Source organism: Pandoraea aquatica, assembly GCF_902459565.1.
Taxonomy (GTDB): Bacteria; Pseudomonadota; Gammaproteobacteria; order Burkholderiales; family Burkholderiaceae; genus Pandoraea; species Pandoraea aquatica.
The window spans coordinates 1,005,281-1,023,163 of sequence record NZ_CABPSN010000001.1 but is presented as its reverse complement, the minus strand read 5'-3'; the positions used below and the strand labels follow the sequence as shown (position 1 = coordinate 1,023,163).

Here is a 17,883-nt window from a genome sequence, read left to right as displayed (position 1 = left end):
CCAACCGGCAGTAGACCGGGGTAGGGAGCGCGGGCTGTCAACGGCCTGCCATTGTTGGGGTAGACAATGGTGTGGCAGCAGGGGTCCGAAGGCGCGGGGCGCGACAAAGCCGAGGATCGGAAACGAGGGAAAGAGTTTGACGCGCAGACCAGAATTGGCGGGAATTCGCTGGCAAAACGAATGCCGGTCGCGACCAGAAGTTCTGTCCGGGGAAGTGACAGAAACGCGATTTCGAATGAGGCGGGTACTTTGCCAACGTAATAAGTGAAAAATATTAGAACGAGCGTTTGATTTTCGGATGAGGATAAGGCATTGGCTTTATGCCGCCTGTATCTCGGTCGGCGTGCTGGTCGCCTGCTGGGTTGCGGCGGATCGCACTGCCACGTCGCTGGTGGGCGATAAGCTTGCGCAAAGCGTCGACGCTGGCCAAATCGTGGCCGACCGCGTCGCCGACGGCATGGTGCACGCCATCAATACGGACTTGTCGATGGTGCGCGCGATTCCCTCGACACTGGCCGATGTCGACTTGCTGCGCGAGGTCGTGCCCGCAGCGGGCGGCAAGCCGGCGGCTGCGGATGTCGTCGATCGCGCGAACGAATTCCTGCGCGGCGCACAAAGCTACTTTGGCGTGGACCGCGTGTGGGTGATCGATGCGAGCGGCGTGTGTGTCGCCGCCAGCAACTACCGGGACGTCCCGTCACCGCTCGGCGGGTCTGTGGCCGACATGCCCTATGTCACGAACGCGCTGCTCGGCGATCGTTTCGAGCGCTACGCGTCGGGCTGGGAACATCAGGCACCGGGTCTCTACTTCAGCGCGCCGATGTACCGCGACGGATTGCTGATCGGCGTGGTCATGACCAAGATCGGGCTGACGCGTCTGCGCCACTGGGTCGGCAGCGGTGAATCGTTCGTCACCGACGGCAACGGCGTGGTCATCATGGCCAACGACCCGCGCTTCGAAAACAGCTTCATGATCGACGGCAAGCTCGGCTCGCTCTCCGACGCCGAGCGGCAGGCGCTTTATCAGCGCAACGATTTCGCACGCATGCCGATTTCGCAATTCAAACGTGCGCCGGGGCGCTCGAATGCCTGGGTGCCGCAGGAATTACTGGACCGGATGTCGGAATTCAACGATCTGCGCAAGCCGTTCGTGATCTCGTCGCGCCCGAGTGCGAGCAACGATCTGATCGTCTACGCGGTGGAAGGCGTTGATGCGTGGGATGCCCTCACGCGTCAGCATGCCAAGGATCTCGCATTGTGCTTCCTGTTGTATCTGGGGGGCGCGATCATCGTGGCGCTGGTCGCCTGGACGTATTGGCGCGAGCGCACGCAGCACCATGAGATGCGTCAGTCGAACGAGGAATTGCGCGCGGCGAACAACCAACTGGCGTTCGAAGCCAGCTACGACGAACTTACGGGCAGCCTGACGCGCCGCTATTTCTTCCATCGCTTCGAGCAACTGCTGGAGGCCGCGCAGCGCAAGAACGAGCCGATGAGCCTCATCGTCGCCGATCTCGACCACTTCAAGACGATCAACGACACCTATGGACACGCCATTGGCGATCAGGTGCTGTGTCGTTTCGTGCTGGTGTGCTCGTCGACGCTGCGGGGCGACGATCTGATCGGACGCATCGGCGGCGAGGAGTTCGCCATCCTGCTGCCGGGCGCGAGTGAGCGCGATGCGCTGCGCGTGGCCGATCGGATTCGCGAGCGTTGCAAGCGTGAATCGGTCGAAGGGAGCGAGCCGCCGCTGCAATTCTCCGCGAGCTTCGGCATTACGGAGTGGCAGGATTCGGATTCGCCGATGAACATGGTCGAACGCGCAGACATGGCACTGTATCGCGCCAAGCGCGCGGGGCGCGACCGCTGCTGGGTGTTCTGAGCCGGGCAGTGCGCCCCGAGCGCCGGTCATTCAATCGGGATGTTGCGGGATGTTGTGACCAGGACATCCCGACACGCATTGCCTCCACCGAATTTCGCCGCCGTTACCAATGTCACGTTTGGTAACCAAAGAGCGTGCACGCATTCCGCATTTCGCGGGAACTCTCCTGTCTAACGAATCAAGCAGGTGCGCTCGGGGTCGACGCGGAATCAACGATAACGGTCGCCGTCGCACCGGATTCCATCGATTCGCGCGGGAGAGATTATCGTGAAACGCAGACTGATGTTGGCAGGCGGCGCTGCCGTCGCCATGTTGCTGGGCGGTTGCGTGGCGGTGCCGTATGGCGCGCCTGCATACGGCGGCGCATACGACAACGGATACGCCTATGCCCCGGGCTATTACGCGCCGGGTTACGCCGTCGCACCGGCACCGGTGGTGACGGTCGGCGTGGGTGGGTATTACGGCGGGGGCTACTACCGTGGCTGGCGTGGCCGCGGTTGGGGCCGTGGATGGGGATGGCACCACTGATGCCGTTGCAGTGCGCTGAAACGGCGGGTGTTGCACCGTCTCCCCAGTCGAACGACCCGGTTGCGGCCTAGTGCAGCAACCGGGCTTTCGGCTTCAGAACTCCGACAGCGCGAAGTCTTCTTTGGACACGTCACATTCCGGGCAACGCCAGTCGGCAGGCACATCGGCCCAGCGGGTGCCGGGGGCGAGGCCGTCGTCCGGCGCGCCTTCGGCTTCGTTGTAGATCCAGCCGCAAATCAGGCAGATCCAGCTCTTGAATTCAGTCGGGGTGTCCAGCGTGGTGGTCATGATCTTGAGTCAACAGGGAGAACTTGCGCGACCCGCATTGTAAGGCACGCGCACGACAACGTCCCGCTCGGGCGCGCGCGTGCGCACACGAACTTAATCCAGATCAATCGGAAGGTGCCGGAATAGCCGACGCGTTGGCGGTCGGCTGAGGGGGCAAGCGGATGCAGAAGGGATGTGCGCCGGCGGGTGCCGGCGCAGCGGGCGTTACCAGTGAATCTGGTTGAGGAAGATAGGGGCCATTTGCGCCAGCGAGTTCAGCAGGGACATGGCAGTGTCGCGGTGCGACACTTCCTTCCACAGACGGCTTTCCTTGACCACGCGGTCGCGGTCCTCGGATGTTTTGACGTCCGGTTCGCGCAGGCGGTTGATCAGATCGATGACCGAGGCCCGGTCGACGGTCTCGGTGACCGAGTGGCGTGCCAGCAACTCATCCAGATGCACGCGCTCGGCTTCGGTCACGGGGCCGCCGGACGGCTCGGATTGTCCCACCTGGCGGGCGTTGGCATCGGCGGACGTAGCGTTCACGGACGGCTTGTCGGATTGGGTCATACGAGACGTTCTCCCCAAAAGTCACTGAAAAGATGCATTGCGACGCGTCGCATGACTCCATCATAGGCCGATTCGTCGGGGCTGCGAACCCTCTGCGCCCTCTCCGGGTGCCCTCGTTGCCCACTCTGCGACCCTGAGGACGACGCCATCCGATCGTATGTCAAACCCGTGACGTTTGCGCACAGAAGCGGCGCAAAACGTCAAGCGCAAAAAATTTGTCCAATGCTGATGCCGAAACGGGCAATCCTCTTGACAGCGTGTAACGACGGGCCTTTCAAGAGGGCGGTGTCAGGTTATCCAGTGGGTTATCCACAGAAGTTGTGGGTAACTTAAGGGGGACGATGCGGATCTCGGCAAGTGTCATTGCCGTGACCCGCACGTGAACTGTCACCGCAGCAGCGGACGAAGCATGAGCAGTGCGAAGAACAGCGCAACGCCGACCGGCAGCAATCCCGTAAAGAACGCAGGCCACGGCGCGCGTCCACGACGGCGAGCGCCGAACGACGATATCAGTCCGGCGCAAAGACACAGCACGCCGACGCCCCAGGTGGGATTCGGGCTCTTGAGCACCCAGGCAACCGCCGCGAGCAGGCCGACCCAGGCCAGCGGAATGGCACCCGGCGGGGGCGGCGACACGTCGGCTGCCGGCTTGTTGCGGGCATTGCCCGTGGCGTTGGTTGTGGTCTTCTGGGGCTCAGGAATCTTGGCGGACATTGCGTTCTGGGAGAATCGGGAAGCGCGACGGCGACATGTGAGAAAACATGTGTCACCGGTGCGCGAAAGTCGCAGCATAACAAACGCGGCGGCCCGTCGCTCAGGACGTCACACCGTGTAAGGTCAGTGCGCCCGGATGACGCGACGGTGCGTGCACGCCCGCGGCAGGCGCGTCGACGTACCAGACAGAGGTCGAGTCGACGTCGCGCGTCGGTGCGAACGCCGGTGGCGTGGCGCATCGATCGTCCAGATCGACGTACTGTTTGTGCGGTTTGCCCGGAAAGCGCGAGGTGAAGACGAAGGCACGCGCCGCACCCGAAACGTCACGTGCTGCCTCGTTCGGTGCGGCCCGTACGGCGACGCAAGGCTGGTGAAACGCATCGACGGGTTTCGCGGTGGCCGGCGGCATCGATTGCGCATGGAGGTGCGGGGCGGCCATCGCGGCCAGCAGACCGATCGCCAGCAATGCGAGCCATCGGAGGATGTCCGGGCAGCGCCGTCCGTCGTGACTAAGCGGGCAAAGAACCAGCGGGCAAAGAGCCGGCGAGCAAACGCGCGTGCAGGGTGTGACGTGTCTCGGCGGCATGATGGGCTCCGTCGGGGCAATCGTGAGGGGCGCTTTGCGAACGGCGGGGACGTTGCGCGGCGTTTCCTCTGCCTTAAGCCAATATCGTGCCGGAGTTGCTAAGTGGATGATTTTGCTTGGATTGTCGGCGCGCTCTGGCGACTCTGCACCCGACGTCGAGCATCAAGTGTTGCAGTTCCGAAACGTGCGCCTGAGAATTGACGTCAATGGGTCCGGGATAGGGCCATTCTCCGACTCCGCGAATACTGTATATAATTACAGTATTCCACTCCACGGCGAGACACGACATCTCATGAAAGCCAACTATTCCATCGCCGACATCGAGCAGGCGATCAACTACTGGACCAGTCATCAGGCAGCAGACAGCAACCTGTCGTTGTGTCCGGCAGCGCGCGTGTTGGCGAACATCTACGGCGAGATGATCTACCGCCGCGAGACGAGCGTGGCGGCCGATACGCTCAACGGCGAGCAGAGTCAGGCTATCGAGACAGCCCTGCATCAGATGGAATTGGGGCTGGCGCCTTGATTCAGGATTGAACAGGGTCGGGCGAGCGTCGCTGAGCGGACCAGCGTTCGAGCCAGCGTTCCAGATCGTCCGCACTCAGGGCAGGGGAGAACAGATACCCCTGCGCCACACGATAGCCCTGCGCGACCAGCAAGTCTCGCTGGGCTTCGTCTTCCACCCCTTCGGCCACCACGGTGAGATGCAGATTGCGACCGATGCTGATGATCGCATTGGTCAGCGCACGCACCGTTTCGTCGCGCGCAATGTCGTGCACGAAGCTCCGGTCGAGTTTCAGCTCCGACACCGGCAACCGGCGCAGATAGCCGAGACTCGAATACCCGGTGCCGAAGTCGTCCATCGACAGGCGCACGCCCAGGTTGTGGACTTCCTCGATGATGCGCAGCGTGCTGGGGTTGTGATCCATCAGCACGCTTTCCGTGATTTCGATGGCCAGACAGGACGGCGGTAGTTCATGATCGGCCAGTGCCTCGGCAATCATGTGCGGCAGATCGTGATCGTGGAAGTTGGTCGGCGACAGATTGACCGACACGTTACTGATGCCGACACCGCGCCGACGCCAGTCGGCCAGTTGACGGCACGATTCGCGTAGCGTCCACATGCCCAGCTCGCCGATCAGGCCGCATTCCTCGGCCAGCGCAATGAAGCGCGACGGCGGCACCTCGCCGTACTGCGGGTGCGTCCAGCGCGAGAGGGCCTCCGCGCCGTACACCGACTCGTCGAGCAGATTGATCTGCGGCTGATAGAACAACTGAAGCTTGCCCAGACGCAGCGCGTCGCGCATGGCGGTCTCCAGCTCCAGCCGTTCTTGCGCGTGGACGTTCATGTCCTCGTGGTAAAAGCGCACGCTCCCCGGGCTCGTCATCTTCGCCTGATACATCGCCATGTCCGCGCGTTGCAGCAGGATGTCGAATTCCCGTCCGTGGTTCGGGTATAGGCTGATGCCGAAGCTGCCCGACGGCACGAGCGTCACGCCGTCGACCTGACACGGGGCCGTCAGCGCGGTGCGCATGCGCTCGATGGCGATGTCGAGCCGTTCCGGATCGCATTCGGTGAGCACGGCAACGAACTCGTCGCCCGAGAGCCGCGCCACGATATCCGCGCCACGCAGCGAACGCCGCAAGCGCTGGGCAATCGTGCGCAGCAAGACGTCGCCGGCCTGATGGCCGAGCGAATCGTTGACCTGCTTGAAGCGATCCAGATCGATGAAGATGACCGCCATGCGCGTGTTCAGCTCCGACGCACTTGCGATGGCCTGTGCGGCGAGCACGCCGAGCATGCTGCGATTGGGCAGCCCGGTCAGGCTGTCGGAGAACGCCAGTTGACGGATGCGTGTGCGCGATTCGTCGCGCTCGAAGGCGAGTTTGCACAGATGCACGCAGACGTCGACCAGCCGCTCGTGCAGGGCGTCCGGGCCGCGCGCCGTGCGGTAGTAGAACGCCAGCACGCCGAGCACCCGGCCGTCGTTCGCGATGATCGGCATGGCCCAGGACGCCGCCAGTCCGAATTCGGTCGCCATCTCGCGATAATCGGCCCAGCGCGGATCGTTGGCGATGTCGGTCACGGTCACCGGCCGCGCCAGAAACGCCGCTGTGCCGCATGTGCCGACGTTCGGGCCAATGGCGATGCCATCGATGGTCTGGTGATATTGCGCCGGCAGACTGGGCCCGGCTTGCGGCCGCAGCTTGCCTTCGGCATCCACGCGCACGACCGAGGCCATCACTTCCGGGGCAATCTGCTCCAGTTCGCGGCACACGAGCGTGAGCACTTCCACGAGCGGCGCGTCGCGCACCATCGCGGCAAGCGCCTTGTGCTGCAACACTTCCTGAATCTTCGATTGCGTGATGTCCGTGAACAGCACCACGGCGTTCACGAGCTTGCCCTGTGCGTCGAGAATCGGGTTCGTCACGACGGAGACCCACAGCGGTTGACGCTGCGCGGTGCGCACCAGCACTTCGCAATGGCAACTGCGGCCGTCGCGCGCGGAGACGAGGCACCCGGAGATGGCTTGCTTGACCTCAACCGCTGCCGCACCGCTTGCGAATTCGTCCATCGGACTTTCGCTCGAAGACGCGTGCACCGACTGGCCGACGACCTCGCTCGCCGCGTAACCGAGCATGCGGGTGAAGCCTGCGTTCACGTAACAGACGCGGCTCTGGGCGTCGGTGATGAGCACGGCATTGTCCGTCTCGTCGACACCGAGCGACAGCAGATGCAGGCGCGCGTCGTCGGCGGCCTGACGTGCTACGCGGGCCGTCACGTCGACGGCCAGTTTGATCACAAAGGTGAGCTTGCCGTCGTCGTCGAAGATAGGGTTGTACGTCGCTTCGAGCCACACGGTGCTGCCGTCATGGCGAAAGCGGCGGACTTGATCGGTGTGCGAGCGCCGCGTGGTGAGCACCTGCGCGAGGGCGTCGCCGCACGTCGGGTCGGCCGGGTCGCATAGCATGGCGTGCGGTTTGCCGACCAGTTGAGCGCGGGTGTACCCGAAGACGCCGAGGAATTTGTCGTTAACGTCGGCGATGAGGCCGTTCGGCGTGAGCGTGAGTGTGCCCAGCGACCGGTCGAGAGCTTCGAGCAGCGCTTCGCGTCCGGGGGCCGGTGTGGCGCCCGTGGCGGACGGTGATCCGGGCACGACCATCGCAAGGGCCTCCTCGGACGTCCTGCAATCATTGTCGGGGGTGACTGGGGCTGACACGCCAAAATCGCTTTCAAGTATAGCGACCTGCGGGGGCAGGCTCACGTGGGAGAATCCCTTCGGGCTCCCTTCAGGCTTTCTTCAGGCGGCCTTGACCCGGATACGCACGCCGTCGACCGCGACTGTCTGACCCGCACGGATCTTGCAGGTCTTGCGGGTCTCGATCTGGCCGTCGACGCTGACCGCGCCGTTGGCCACCATGACTTTGCCCGCGCCGCCGGAATCGACGACGCCGGTGAGCTTGAGCAGGTCGTTCAGGGCGACGAATTCGCCCGTCAGTTCAAAAGTTACGTTTTGCATAGTGGTGCGGATACTACGGAAAAACTGGGTGCGCGTCGACTGCCGCCGCCGCGTGCAGCGTTGGTGCCGTAGGGATCACTTCTCGATCACGTGTTCGATGCGGCGGTCCGGAATCAGCCACACGGCGGCCATGAGCGCGTACAGCGCCAGCGAGACCGCCGGCACGACGAACGCCAGCCCGATGGCCACGGCGTAGACCACCACCGACAGCTTGCCCTTGTAGTCGCGCCCGAGGGCGTCGGCCAGTTTCTTGTTGCCGCCGTCGTGCACGGCCAGCAGGGTGCGCGACAGAATGTAGTGGGCAATGGCGGCCATGCACAGCACCACGCCGTAGAGCGCCGTCGGCCAGGCGGTGAAGTGGTTCTCACCAAGCCAGTGCGTGACGAACGGAATCAGCGACAGCCAGAACAGCAGGTGCAGGTTGGCCCACAGAACGCCGCCGGACACCTTCTGGACCACCTGGAAAAGATGGTGGTGGTTGTTCCAGTACAGGCCGACATAGACATAGCTGAGGATGTAAGTGAGGAACGTCGGCGCGACCGGCAGCAGGTCCGCCAGTTCGCTGCCGTGCGGCGCTTTCATCTCCAGCACCATGATGGTGATGATGATGGCGATCACGCCATCGCTAAATGCTTCGAGTCGGCTCTTGCCCATTGGGGTGGTGGCTTACGTCTTCAGTCGATCCCGGTCGTGATCGGTCGTGATCGGTCGACGGGGGTTGAAAATCACAGCACGGCCACACGATTGCGGCCGGCTTGCTTGGCCGCATAAAGCGCGCGGTCGGCGCGTTGCAGCAGGGTGCCGAAATCGGCGTCGTCCGGGCCGAGGCTTGCGACGCCGATGCTGGCAGAAAAGCGCACCGGACCGTTCGGGCCAGGCACGCTCGCGCCGTTGATCGCGACGAGCATGCGCTCCGCCGCCTGCAAGGCACGTTGTGCATCGGCCTCGGGTAGCAGTACGGCGAACTCCTCGCCGCCCAGACGGCCGATCACAGTACTCTTGCGCAGCGCGGCCCGCAAGACCAGCGTCAACTCGACGATCACCCGGTCACCGATGGCATGGCCCCAGGTGTCGTTGATCCCCTTGAAGTGGTCGATGTCGAGCATCAGCACCGCCAGGCGACGCTGCTGCGCGCGGGCAACCGCGAACAGCCGGTCGGCCTGCATGAGGAAAGCCCGGCGGTTGAGCAGGCCGGTCAGGCCGTCGCGCATCGCCATGTCGCCGAGCACCCGGTTCACGCGGCGCAGTTCGAGTTCATCCACCACGAGGGCGGACAGATCGGCCAGCAAGCCGCGTTTCTCGTCGTCGAGATCGCGGGGACGGCGGTCGATCACGCACAGCGTGCCCAGCCGATGCCCTTCGGGCGTGCGCAGCGGCGCACCGGCATAGAAACGGATGTTCGGGTCGCCGGTCACGAGCGGATTGTCGGCGAAGCGCCGGTCGGCACGGGCGTCGGGCACGACGAGTACGTCGTCGCTGAGAATGGCGTGGGCGCAGAACGCCATCGAGCGCGGCGTTTGCGAGGCGTCGATGCCGCGGCGCGCCTTGAACCACTGGCGCGATTCGTCGATCAGGGAGACGAGCGAGATCGGCGCGCCCAGCACGTGCGAGGCGAGCCGCACGATACGGTCGAAGGCGGGTTCGGGCGGGGTGTCGAGAATCTCGTAACGACGCAGCGCGGCGAGGCGCTCCGCCTCGTCGAGGCCCACGCCGGTGGCGCGTCCAAGGGGCGAGCCGGCCGAGCGCAGGAGGCGGGCGCGGGCGTCGTTGAGATCGTTGGCGTCGGAGGAATCGTGGCCGGATGCAGTCATGTCGCGACGGGTGGGCAGGGCCCAGCGGGTGGACGACAGCAGTGCCGTTGACGGAGATGGTTCGGGCCGCGAATTCGGCAACTGCACGAAAGGTTCGAACGACTCGTGATGCTCGAAGCGCACAGCAGATGCAAGCGACACGCCGGACGCCGCAGCCATGAAAGGCGATGCGCTCGGCACAGACTTCGCAGAGGGTTCAGCCGCTACGGTCGAACGGGCGTGGAGCCACGTGGACTCACGATCGAAGACATCCGTAACGCTGTCAATTCTGCCCCGCCCGGGGCTACTTGGCAAATAGGGCGACGTGATGGTCCCCGCACCCGCATCCACGACGTCGACCCTGTCTGCCGCATTGTGCATGCCACCCAAGCCACTCATACCGCCCGTGCGCCACAGGGCGTGCGCGGTCTGTGCGGGACGATCGCTACTGTAGAGGCTATCGGTGCTGTCGGTCGTGCGGCGCGGCGGCAGAGTGTGGCTCATTGAGTGTTGTCGCAGAGAAGTGTCGGGCTAGGCGCCGGGTTTGACTTCGAAGGCTTCGCCGGTCTCGAAGAAGTTGCCACCGGCGATGTAATGCAGGCTGCGCGACGTGCCGGGCTCGAACTGCCAGTGTCCGTCGCGAAACGCACGCGGATCGGCCCAGGCCGCCACGACTTCGCCGAGGAACAGGTCGTAGCGATCCTGGTTGTGCGGCTCGGGAATCACCCGGCATTCGAGCCAGGCGAGGCAGCCGTCGATGAGCGGTGCGGCGATGTGCGAGCCGGCGAAGGCTGTCAGGCCGGTGCCTTCGGCGAACTTGTCGGTGTCGCGTCCGGACACCGAGCCGACCGCCAGCGTTTCACGCGCGATCAAGCGCGCGGGCACATTCAGCGAGAACTCACCCGAGGCTTCGACCAGTTCACGCGTGAGCGTATTGCGGTCGATGACGACGGCCACCTTCGGCGGCGAGAAGTCGAGCGGCATCGACCACGCGGCGGCCATCACGTTACGGCGGCCGTCGTGCGCGCTTCCCACGAGAACGGTCGGGCCGTGGTTGAGCAGACGGTAGGCTTTGGGGAGTTCGACGGGCAGGCGTTCGGTCATGGCAAGAGGTCCGTGCAGGCGGCGATCCGTTGTCGGGCCGCATGTTGATGGCGGACCATGATAGCGCGCGGTATGCCATCCGAAAAAGGCGGCCCGCAGGGTCAGCTGCGGGCCGTATAAACGGCACGCCGCGGGGAGCGCGTGCCGGATCAGATGTGCATGCAGTATTTCATGCGTTCGTCCTAGTCCAGTCCCCGTCCGCCGAGCTTGGCTTCACCCGGCGCTTAACGTCGAAAGCCACGCCGCCGGAGCGCATGAACGCACGCCTATACTGGTGCGAAAGATGCCGAAATATCGGGACGTCGCAAACGCGGTGCGCAATGGCTGCCCGAGATGGCAGCAGGGGATGGCGAGCTGGCGCAAGCGCCGCTGGCGTCGCGCCAATGGGAGGCTCCGGGATGGGCAAGATCTATGTCGGTACCGCGTCGTGGACGGACAAATCGCTGATTGCCTGCAAGCGGTTTTATCCACCGGGACACACGTCTGCCGAAGCGCGCCTGCGCTTCTATGCCAGCCAGTTTCCGATGGTCGAGGTCGACAGCAGCTACTACGCGATGCCTTCGGGATCCATCCAATGCGCAGCTGTGGGTCGAGCGCACCCCGGACGCGTTCGTCTTCAATATCAAAGCATTCCGCCTGCTCACGGGCCACCAGACCCCGCGCATCGCTTTCCCAAAGGATCTCCAGCCTGAATTGCCACCGGGACCGCGCGCGAACGTCTATTACAAAGACCTGCCGAGCGAGCTGATCGACGAGATCTGGCGGCGCTATCTGGAGGCCATCGAGCCGCTACGTGAGGCCGGAAAGCTCGGTCTGGTCCACTTCCAGTTTCCGCCGTGGCTGACGGGGGACAAGACGAGCCGTGAGCATGTCGAAGCCTGCGCACAACGCATGACGGGTTATGGCATCGCTGCCGAGTTCCGGCATCGCGGATGGTTCGACGGCGACCGTAGCGACAAGACACTCGCGTGGTTGCGTGAGATGGGCTGGGTCAACACGACGGTGGACGAGCCGCAGGGCTTCACGAACAGCATTGCGCAAGTCTGGGAGACGACGTCGCCACTCGCGGCGGTCGTGCGTCTGCATGGGCGTAATCAGCAGACGTGGAATGCGCGTGATAGCACGGCGGCGTCCGACCGCTTCAACTACGACTATCGCGAAGCGGAACTGGCCGCGCTGGTCGATCCGATCCGCGTGATCGCCAAAGTCGTTGCGCGCGTGTACGTCGTGTTCAACAACAACTACGAGGATCAGGGCCAGCGCAACGCCATGACCCTCATGGCGTTGCTGGATGAATGACGGACGTCAGACTGACGGGATCAGACGCTGTGGTGCGTGAGGAACGCCTCGATCGTGGTCGCGAAATACGGCGGACACGCCTGCATCGGGTAGTGCCCGCAGTTCGGCATGACTTCTAGCGTGGCGTTGGGATGCCATGCGAGAAAGGTCTGAGCCATTGCGGCCGCATCGATTCCGGGATCTTTGTCACCGACGATCACCAGAAATGGGGTTTTCATCCTTTCTACCCCCTGAACTTCTGCGGCGAAATCCGTCGTCACCAGCATATCGAGGTATCGCGCGCGGCAGCTTGGTGAGACCGTGGTGCGGTTCTGCCAGACTTTACGATCCACCCAGACGTCGGACAGCCCGCCGCTGACGAACTTGAACAATCGTCGCAGGGCATCGTCGTCTTGTGTCGTGCTGGAGAAGAAGGCGAGGGCTTCGGGGGGCAGTCGGTTCCCGGCCGCCGACACGGGGCACACGGCGATGGCGCTGGCAACGCGCGACGGTGCATCGACCGCCAGACGTTGCGTCACCATCCCCGTCATCGAATGACCGATCACGTGAAAGCGCGACCAGCCGAGGTGATCGGCGAGCCTGAGGCAATCGGCGGCAATTTCGTTCACCGTGTAATCGCCCGTCAGATCGATGGAGAGCCCGTAACCGCGCAGATCGACGAAGACGTAAGTGAAGGCGCTACCGTCGAGCCATGGCATCGTGGCGTCGAAGCTGGTGTGATCGCCGAGCCAGTCGTGCATGACGAGCACGGGCGTGGGACCGTTGCCGTATCGTGCATGGCCGAGGAGGTTGCCAGCACCGGCGAAACGTTCAGCGGAAATAGTCATGTCTTGGTTCCTACGTTGTGAGTGGAACCAAAACGAAACGCCCTCCCGGCGAACCGGGAGGGCGTTTTCAAAGTGAACCGATCATATCAAGCCGTCACGAGAGGGTCAATCGATCTTTCGAATCGAGCGACGTCAAACCTCGACCGTCTCGATCACCGGCTCGCAATCGATGGGGAAATTGACCGAGTTCGCGATGTAGCACTTCTCGTGCGCGGCGTGATGCAGATGTTCGGCGAGCGCGACGTCGCCACCTGCGCGAATCGCGACGTGTGGGCGCAGCACGATGCGTGTGAAGCGGCCTTCGGTCGGCGTGTCGAGCATCGTGCCGACGGCGTTGTCCTCATACCGTTCGACCACAATCCCGGCCTCGGCGCACAGATGCAGATACCAGAGCTTGTGACAGGCGCTCGCCGACGCGACCAGCAAATCTTCCGGATTCCAGCGCGACGCGTCGCCACGAAAGGCGGGGTCGGACGAACCGGGGATCGTGGGTTTGCCTTCAGTGCGAATCTCGTGATTGCGTCCGTACGCGCGATAGCCCGATGTGCCGCTACCCTGATTGCCGATCCATTCCACGGTGACGCGGTACTCGTGTTCGCCTGATGCCATGTCTGCTCTCCACTGAAGGCCGCGGCCGATGGGGATATGAGAAAGGGGAAGGGGAGCCGGGCCCGCTCGTGATTCTCGCAGTCCCGTGCATGAAATGCTGGCCATTTTCGGCCATCAAAAGGACGGATCCCGTCCTCGACGCCACGCGCTGCGTTTGTCCGTCGAACGAGTCAGACGTCAGGCCAATGGCTCCGTCGTGAGCGCGCGCGTGAGGCCGTGCATCGGGCGGCGCATGGCGACGTCGAACGGATTCGTCTGCGGGCCGATCAACTCAGCCTGACGCCGCAACAGTTCCACCACCATCGGCAGGCGGTCCTGCGACAGCCGCGCGGCCAGCGTGCCCACGCTCAGCGCAGCCACGGCATGCCCCATGCGGTCGAACACCGGCACGGCAACCCCGGCCATGCCGTCGAGCACGCCGCTGTTGCTCCCGGCATAGCCCAACTGGCGCACCCGCTCGATCTCCGTGCGCAGATAGACCTCGTCGAGCACGCCGTAGCCCCGCAGTCGCGGCACATTGAAGCGAATGATCTCCTCGCGCTCGGCCTCTGGCAGGAACGCCAGAATCGCCAGGCTGCCCTGACCAACGCCCAGCGCCACGCGTCCCCCGATGTCGCCGGTGAACGAGCGGATCGGAAAAGGGCCTTCGCACATGTCGAGGCAGACGGCGTCGAAACTGCTGCGCACCAACAGAAAGATCGTGTCGCCCAGACTCGCGCAAAGCCGCAACAGCGACGGACGGCACAGCGTGCGCATGCCGCTCGGATTGCCCGCCTGCGCCGCCATCGCAAAGAAATCGATGCTCAGCCGGTACAGCTTGGACGACTCGTCCTGTTCCACGACCTGCTCGGCGATGAGCGCGTGAAGAATGCGGTGCACCGTCGCCTGACTCAAGCCGACGGCTTTGGCGATGTGGGTGACGCGCTCGCCCTCGGGCTTGGCTTCGCCGAGGGCGCGGATGACGGCAAACGTGCGTTGCAATATGCCCGCGCCGGCGGATTCCGTAGGCGCACTTGCCGTTGCGCGGGGTGAATCGGAGGTGGTCATCAGAGTCTCGAATATTCCGTCAAACGAAATACTATCGTAAGCGGCTACGAGTTGAAAACTGGCGTGACGCGTCGAAACCCGCAAAAACAACCAATATTCAGCATAAGTTAGGGATTATCCCGAGACGGTGACGCGAAATGAAAGGCTTTGTCCATCCATGAAACATTCCGTCAAACGAAATAATCTGAAAATTTATCTCATTTCGTGGAATCGTTATCTTGCGACATGCAATTTGGCTCGCTACTGTTCGATGCAATTGCATTTCATGCGACGCGCGAGCGTCCGAAGGTAGTGACCATGTCTTTTCTGACTTTGACGGATGTTTCCAAGACGTTTGGCGAGCTGAACGCCGTCTCGAACGTCAATCTCTCGGTGGAGAAGGGCGAGTTCGTCTCGCTGCTCGGCCCCTCGGGCTGCGGCAAGACCACCACGTTGCAGATGATCGCGGGCTTCGTCGAAGCCACCACCGGGCGCATTACGCTCGATGGGCGCGACATCACGAACATGCGGCCGAACAAGCGCGGTCTGGGCATCGTGTTCCAGAGCTACGCGCTGTTCCCGCACATGACCGTGGCGGATAACGTCGGCTTCGGTCTGGAGATGCGAGGTGTCGACAAGTCGGAACGCAAAGACCGCATTCGCGAGGCGCTCGCGCTCGTGCGGCTCGAAGCGCTCGGCCATCGCTTCCCGCGTGAGCTCTCGGGCGGCCAGCGTCAGCGCGTGGCCATCGCCCGCGCCGTGGTGATCGCGCCGCCGGTGCTGCTGCTCGACGAGCCGATGTCCAACCTCGACGCCAAGCTGCGCGAAGACATGCAGTTCGAGCTGCGCTCGATCCAGCGCAAGATCGGCACGACCACGATCATGGTGACGCACGATCAGTCCGAAGCGCTGTCGATCAGCGATCGCGTCGTGGTCATGGAAGCCGGACGCATTACGCAGGTCGACACGCCGTACCGCGCATACGAGCGTCCGGAAACGCCATTCGTCTCGCAGTTCATCGGTAAGGCCAACATGCTCGACGGACGCGTGGCCGCGCGCGATGGCGAACATCTGCATATCGAACTGGGCGCACAACTCACGCAGCGTGCCGCGCTCGCGGACCTCGCGCCGCGCGACCGTGGCATGGCAGTGGGCGACGCCATCACCATGTGCCTGCGTCCGGAAAAGGTGCGCCTGTGCGCCCCGTCGACCGGCCGTCTGTCGGCGACCGTGACGAGCCGCTTCTTCCTCGGCAGCCAGTGGCTCTACCGCGTCGACAGCCCGTTGGGCGAAGTGCTCGTGTGCTGCCAGAACGAAGGCGGTGAGCCGTTGAACGAAGGGGCGGCGGTCGGTCTGGACTGGCAGCCGGAAGCGGTGCGTTTCGTTTCCGCAGGAGCGTGCTCGAATGGCTGAGACGCTGCAAGTTCCGCGCACGGATGCCGCGCCGGTCGCGCGTGCGCCGTGGAGCGCCTATCTGCCGATGTGGGTGATGAGTGCGCCCGCCATGCTGCTGTTCGTGGCGCTGGTGCTGATCCCGTTGCTCATGACGCTGGCACTCACGTTCTATCAGTTCGACCCGGCCAGCGGCCCGATTGCCGCGTTCCAGTTCGAGAACTACAAGGAAGTGCTGTTCGACTCGTACTTCCACACGATCTTCCTGCGCACGTTCGGCATCTCGCTCACGGTCACCGCGATCTGCGCCGTGGTGGGGACGTTCGAAGCCTACGTGCTCTCGCGCATGGGCGACCCGTGGCGCTCGCTGTTCCTGCTGATCATTCTCTCGCCGCTGCTCGTCTCCATCGTGGTGCGCGCGTTCGGCTGGAGCATGTTGCTCAGTTCGGGCGGCCTGATCAATCAGGCGTTCGGGCTGGTCGGCATGGGGCCGTTCAAGATGGAGTACACCAACTTCGCCATCGTTGTGGCGCTGGCGCACGTGATGCTGCCGTTCATGGTGATTCCGGTGTGGACGTCGCTGCAACGCCTCGATCCGCAAACGGAAAACGCGGCGCTCTCGCTGATGGCGTCGCAAGCAACCACGCTGCGCCGCATCGTGCTGCCGCAACTGGTGCCGGGCATTTTGTCGGGCAGCCTGATGGTGTTCGGTCTGTCGGCGAGCGCTTTCGCGATCCCGAGTCTGCTGGGCGGACGCCGCCTCAAAGTGGCCGCCACTGCCGTCTACGACCAGTTCCTCAGCTCGCTGAACTGGCCGCTGGGCGCGACCATCGCCGTGTTGCTGCTGGTGGCGAACCTGATCGTGATGCTGACGTACTACCGTCTGCTCGACCGCCGTTACTCGCGCAGCATGGGCTAAGGCCAACGCTCGCCGAACTGAAGCAGAACAGAAATCACTCGCCATCATGCGTAAAAACAGTCCCCTGGCGCTCGCGTTCCATACGCTCGTCATCCTCTTCGTTCTCGCCCCGATGATCATCGTGGTGCTGGTCGCGTTCACCCCAGAGCAGACGCTCTCGCTGCCCACGCGCGGTATCTCGCTGCGCTGGTTCCGGGCGATTCTCGACTATCCCGACTTCATCGCGTCGTTCTTCACCAGTCTGAAGCTGGCGTTCATCTCGGCTACGCTCTCGCTGGCGATTGCGTTGCCCGCTGCGCTCGCCATCGGCCGGTCGCGCTTCCCGGGACGCAACTTCCTGAACGGTTTGCTGCTCTCGCCGCTGGTGATTCCGGGTCTCGTGCTCGGCATCGCGCTACTGCGCTTCTTCGCCATGCTCGGCGTGACGGGCTCGTTCGGCGCGCTCATCTTCGCGCACATGATCGTCGTGACGCCGTTCATCATGCGGCTCGTGCTCGCCTCGATCAGCGGTCTGGACCGCAGCGTCGAGAACGCGGCGGCCTCGCTCGGGGCGGGGTCGTGGACGACGTTCCGCCGCGTGACCATGCCGATGATTCTGCCGGGCATTACCGGCGGCTGGCTGCTGGCGTTCATCAACAGTTTCGACGAACTGACGATGTCGGTCTTCCTCACCGCGCCGCAAACCGTCACGCTGCCGGTCCGTATGTATATGTACGCCACCGAGTCGATCGATCCGATGATGGCGTCCGTCTCGGCACTCGTCATTGCCGTCACGCTCGGCGCGATGCTGTTGCTCGACCGCATCTACGGTCTGAATCGCATTCTCATCGGCCAGCACTGAACGCGCGC

The 17,883-nt window shown here is 63.7% G+C and carries 18 protein-coding genes and 1 pseudogene; 7 read left to right on the top strand and 12 right to left on the bottom strand.

All coding sequences use genetic code 11. The annotated features are described in order from the left end of the window. Window positions 1-298 precede the first annotated feature (298 nt). Window positions 299-1,882 carry a sensor domain-containing diguanylate cyclase gene (locus PAQ31011_RS04425; RefSeq protein ID WP_150574637.1) on the top strand — a complete coding sequence of 528 codons (1,584 nt, stop codon included), beginning with the start codon at window positions 299-301 and terminating at the stop codon, window positions 1,880-1,882. 267 nt (window positions 1,883-2,149) lie between these two features. Then, a complete protein-coding gene (locus PAQ31011_RS04420; protein ID WP_246179333.1) occupies window positions 2,150-2,410 on the top strand; it encodes a hypothetical protein in 261 nt (86 codons plus the stop codon). 93 nt (window positions 2,411-2,503) lie between these two features. Here the strand turns inward: PAQ31011_RS04420 and PAQ31011_RS04415 are convergent, their stop codons facing one another. The 4 genes from PAQ31011_RS04415 to PAQ31011_RS04400 form a co-directional block, all read right to left on the bottom strand. After that, window positions 2,504-2,698, bottom strand: coding sequence for a rubredoxin (locus PAQ31011_RS04415; protein ID WP_039397716.1), 195 nt, complete (start codon window positions 2,696-2,698; stop codon window positions 2,504-2,506). 204 nt (window positions 2,699-2,902) lie between these two features. Further along, on the bottom strand, window positions 2,903-3,247 hold the full coding sequence (locus PAQ31011_RS04410) for a hypothetical protein (protein ID WP_150574636.1): 345 nt from the start codon (window positions 3,245-3,247) through the stop codon (window positions 2,903-2,905). A 387-nt stretch (window positions 3,248-3,634) separates the two neighbouring features. Continuing rightward, window positions 3,635-3,961: a hypothetical protein gene (locus tag PAQ31011_RS04405; RefSeq protein ID WP_150574635.1), complete on the bottom strand. Its 327-nt coding sequence runs from the start codon at window positions 3,959-3,961 to the stop codon at window positions 3,635-3,637. Window positions 3,962-4,061: 100 nt separating this feature from the next. Beyond that, window positions 4,062-4,427, bottom strand: coding sequence for a hypothetical protein (locus PAQ31011_RS04400; protein WP_150574634.1), 366 nt, complete (start codon window positions 4,425-4,427; stop codon window positions 4,062-4,064). A 412-nt stretch (window positions 4,428-4,839) separates the two neighbouring features. Between PAQ31011_RS04400 and PAQ31011_RS04395 the strand changes: the two genes are divergently transcribed. Further along, window positions 4,840-5,073: a DUF3717 domain-containing protein gene (locus tag PAQ31011_RS04395; RefSeq protein ID WP_150574633.1), complete on the top strand. Its 234-nt coding sequence runs from the start codon at window positions 4,840-4,842 to the stop codon at window positions 5,071-5,073. 1 nt (window position 5,074) lies between these two features. Here PAQ31011_RS04395 and PAQ31011_RS04390 read toward each other — a convergent pair whose 3' ends face one another. The 5 genes from PAQ31011_RS04390 to PAQ31011_RS04370 all read right to left on the bottom strand — a co-directional run bounded on the left by PAQ31011_RS04390 (window position 5,075) and on the right by PAQ31011_RS04370 (window position 10,962). Then, window positions 5,075-7,711, bottom strand: coding sequence for a sensor domain-containing protein (locus tag PAQ31011_RS04390; protein WP_150574632.1), 2,637 nt, complete (start codon window positions 7,709-7,711; stop codon window positions 5,075-5,077). Window positions 7,712-7,849: 138 nt separating this feature from the next. Continuing rightward, window positions 7,850-8,068: an RNA-binding S4 domain-containing protein gene (locus PAQ31011_RS04385; RefSeq protein WP_046292298.1), complete on the bottom strand. Its 219-nt coding sequence runs from the start codon at window positions 8,066-8,068 to the stop codon at window positions 7,850-7,852. 75 nt (window positions 8,069-8,143) lie between these two features. Further along, window positions 8,144-8,722 carry a TMEM175 family protein gene (locus PAQ31011_RS04380; protein ID WP_150574631.1) on the bottom strand — a complete coding sequence of 193 codons (579 nt, stop codon included), beginning with the start codon at window positions 8,720-8,722 and terminating at the stop codon, window positions 8,144-8,146. Between the two features lie 71 nt (window positions 8,723-8,793). Further along, window positions 8,794-10,038 carry a GGDEF domain-containing protein gene (locus PAQ31011_RS04375; protein WP_246179332.1) on the bottom strand — a complete coding sequence of 415 codons (1,245 nt, stop codon included), beginning with the start codon at window positions 10,036-10,038 and terminating at the stop codon, window positions 8,794-8,796. Window positions 10,039-10,389: 351 nt separating this feature from the next. Then, a complete protein-coding gene (locus PAQ31011_RS04370) occupies window positions 10,390-10,962 on the bottom strand; it encodes a flavin reductase family protein (RefSeq protein WP_150574630.1) in 573 nt (190 codons plus the stop codon). 398 nt (window positions 10,963-11,360) lie between these two features. Between PAQ31011_RS04370 and PAQ31011_RS04365 the strand changes: the two are divergent. Continuing rightward, a pseudogene (locus PAQ31011_RS04365) lies at window positions 11,361-12,261 on the top strand (DUF72 domain-containing protein). A 20-nt stretch (window positions 12,262-12,281) separates the two neighbouring features. Here the strand turns inward: PAQ31011_RS04365 and PAQ31011_RS04360 are convergent. The 3 genes from PAQ31011_RS04360 to PAQ31011_RS04350 all read right to left on the bottom strand — a co-directional run bounded on the left by PAQ31011_RS04360 (window position 12,282) and on the right by PAQ31011_RS04350 (window position 14,744). Next, window positions 12,282-13,088 carry an alpha/beta fold hydrolase gene (locus PAQ31011_RS04360; protein ID WP_150574629.1) on the bottom strand — a complete coding sequence of 269 codons (807 nt, stop codon included), beginning with the start codon at window positions 13,086-13,088 and terminating at the stop codon, window positions 12,282-12,284. Between the two features lie 132 nt (window positions 13,089-13,220). Continuing rightward, window positions 13,221-13,697: an OsmC family protein gene (locus PAQ31011_RS04355; RefSeq protein WP_150574628.1), complete on the bottom strand. Its 477-nt coding sequence runs from the start codon at window positions 13,695-13,697 to the stop codon at window positions 13,221-13,223. Between the two features lie 177 nt (window positions 13,698-13,874). After that, window positions 13,875-14,744, bottom strand: a complete 870-nt coding sequence (locus PAQ31011_RS04350) for an IclR family transcriptional regulator (RefSeq protein WP_150574627.1) — start codon at window positions 14,742-14,744, stop codon at window positions 13,875-13,877. A gap of 297 nt (window positions 14,745-15,041) precedes the next feature. Between PAQ31011_RS04350 and PAQ31011_RS04345 the strand changes: the two genes are divergently transcribed. Genes PAQ31011_RS04345 through PAQ31011_RS04335 form a run of 3 tightly spaced genes read left to right on the top strand, consistent with a single transcriptional unit; the run spans window position 15,042 to window position 17,875 of the window. After that, entirely contained in the window at window positions 15,042-16,136 is a 1,095-nt protein-coding gene (locus PAQ31011_RS04345) for an ABC transporter ATP-binding protein (RefSeq protein WP_150574626.1), read from the top strand. Beyond that, complete coding sequence (locus PAQ31011_RS04340; RefSeq protein WP_039397742.1) at window positions 16,129-17,034, top strand: ABC transporter permease; 906 nt, start codon at window positions 16,129-16,131, stop codon at window positions 17,032-17,034. The genes PAQ31011_RS04345 and PAQ31011_RS04340 overlap by 8 nt, the downstream gene beginning before the upstream one ends. Window positions 17,035-17,080: 46 nt before the next feature. Continuing rightward, a complete protein-coding gene (locus PAQ31011_RS04335; RefSeq protein ID WP_150574625.1) occupies window positions 17,081-17,875 on the top strand; it encodes an ABC transporter permease in 795 nt (264 codons plus the stop codon). Window positions 17,876-17,883 lie beyond the last annotated feature (8 nt).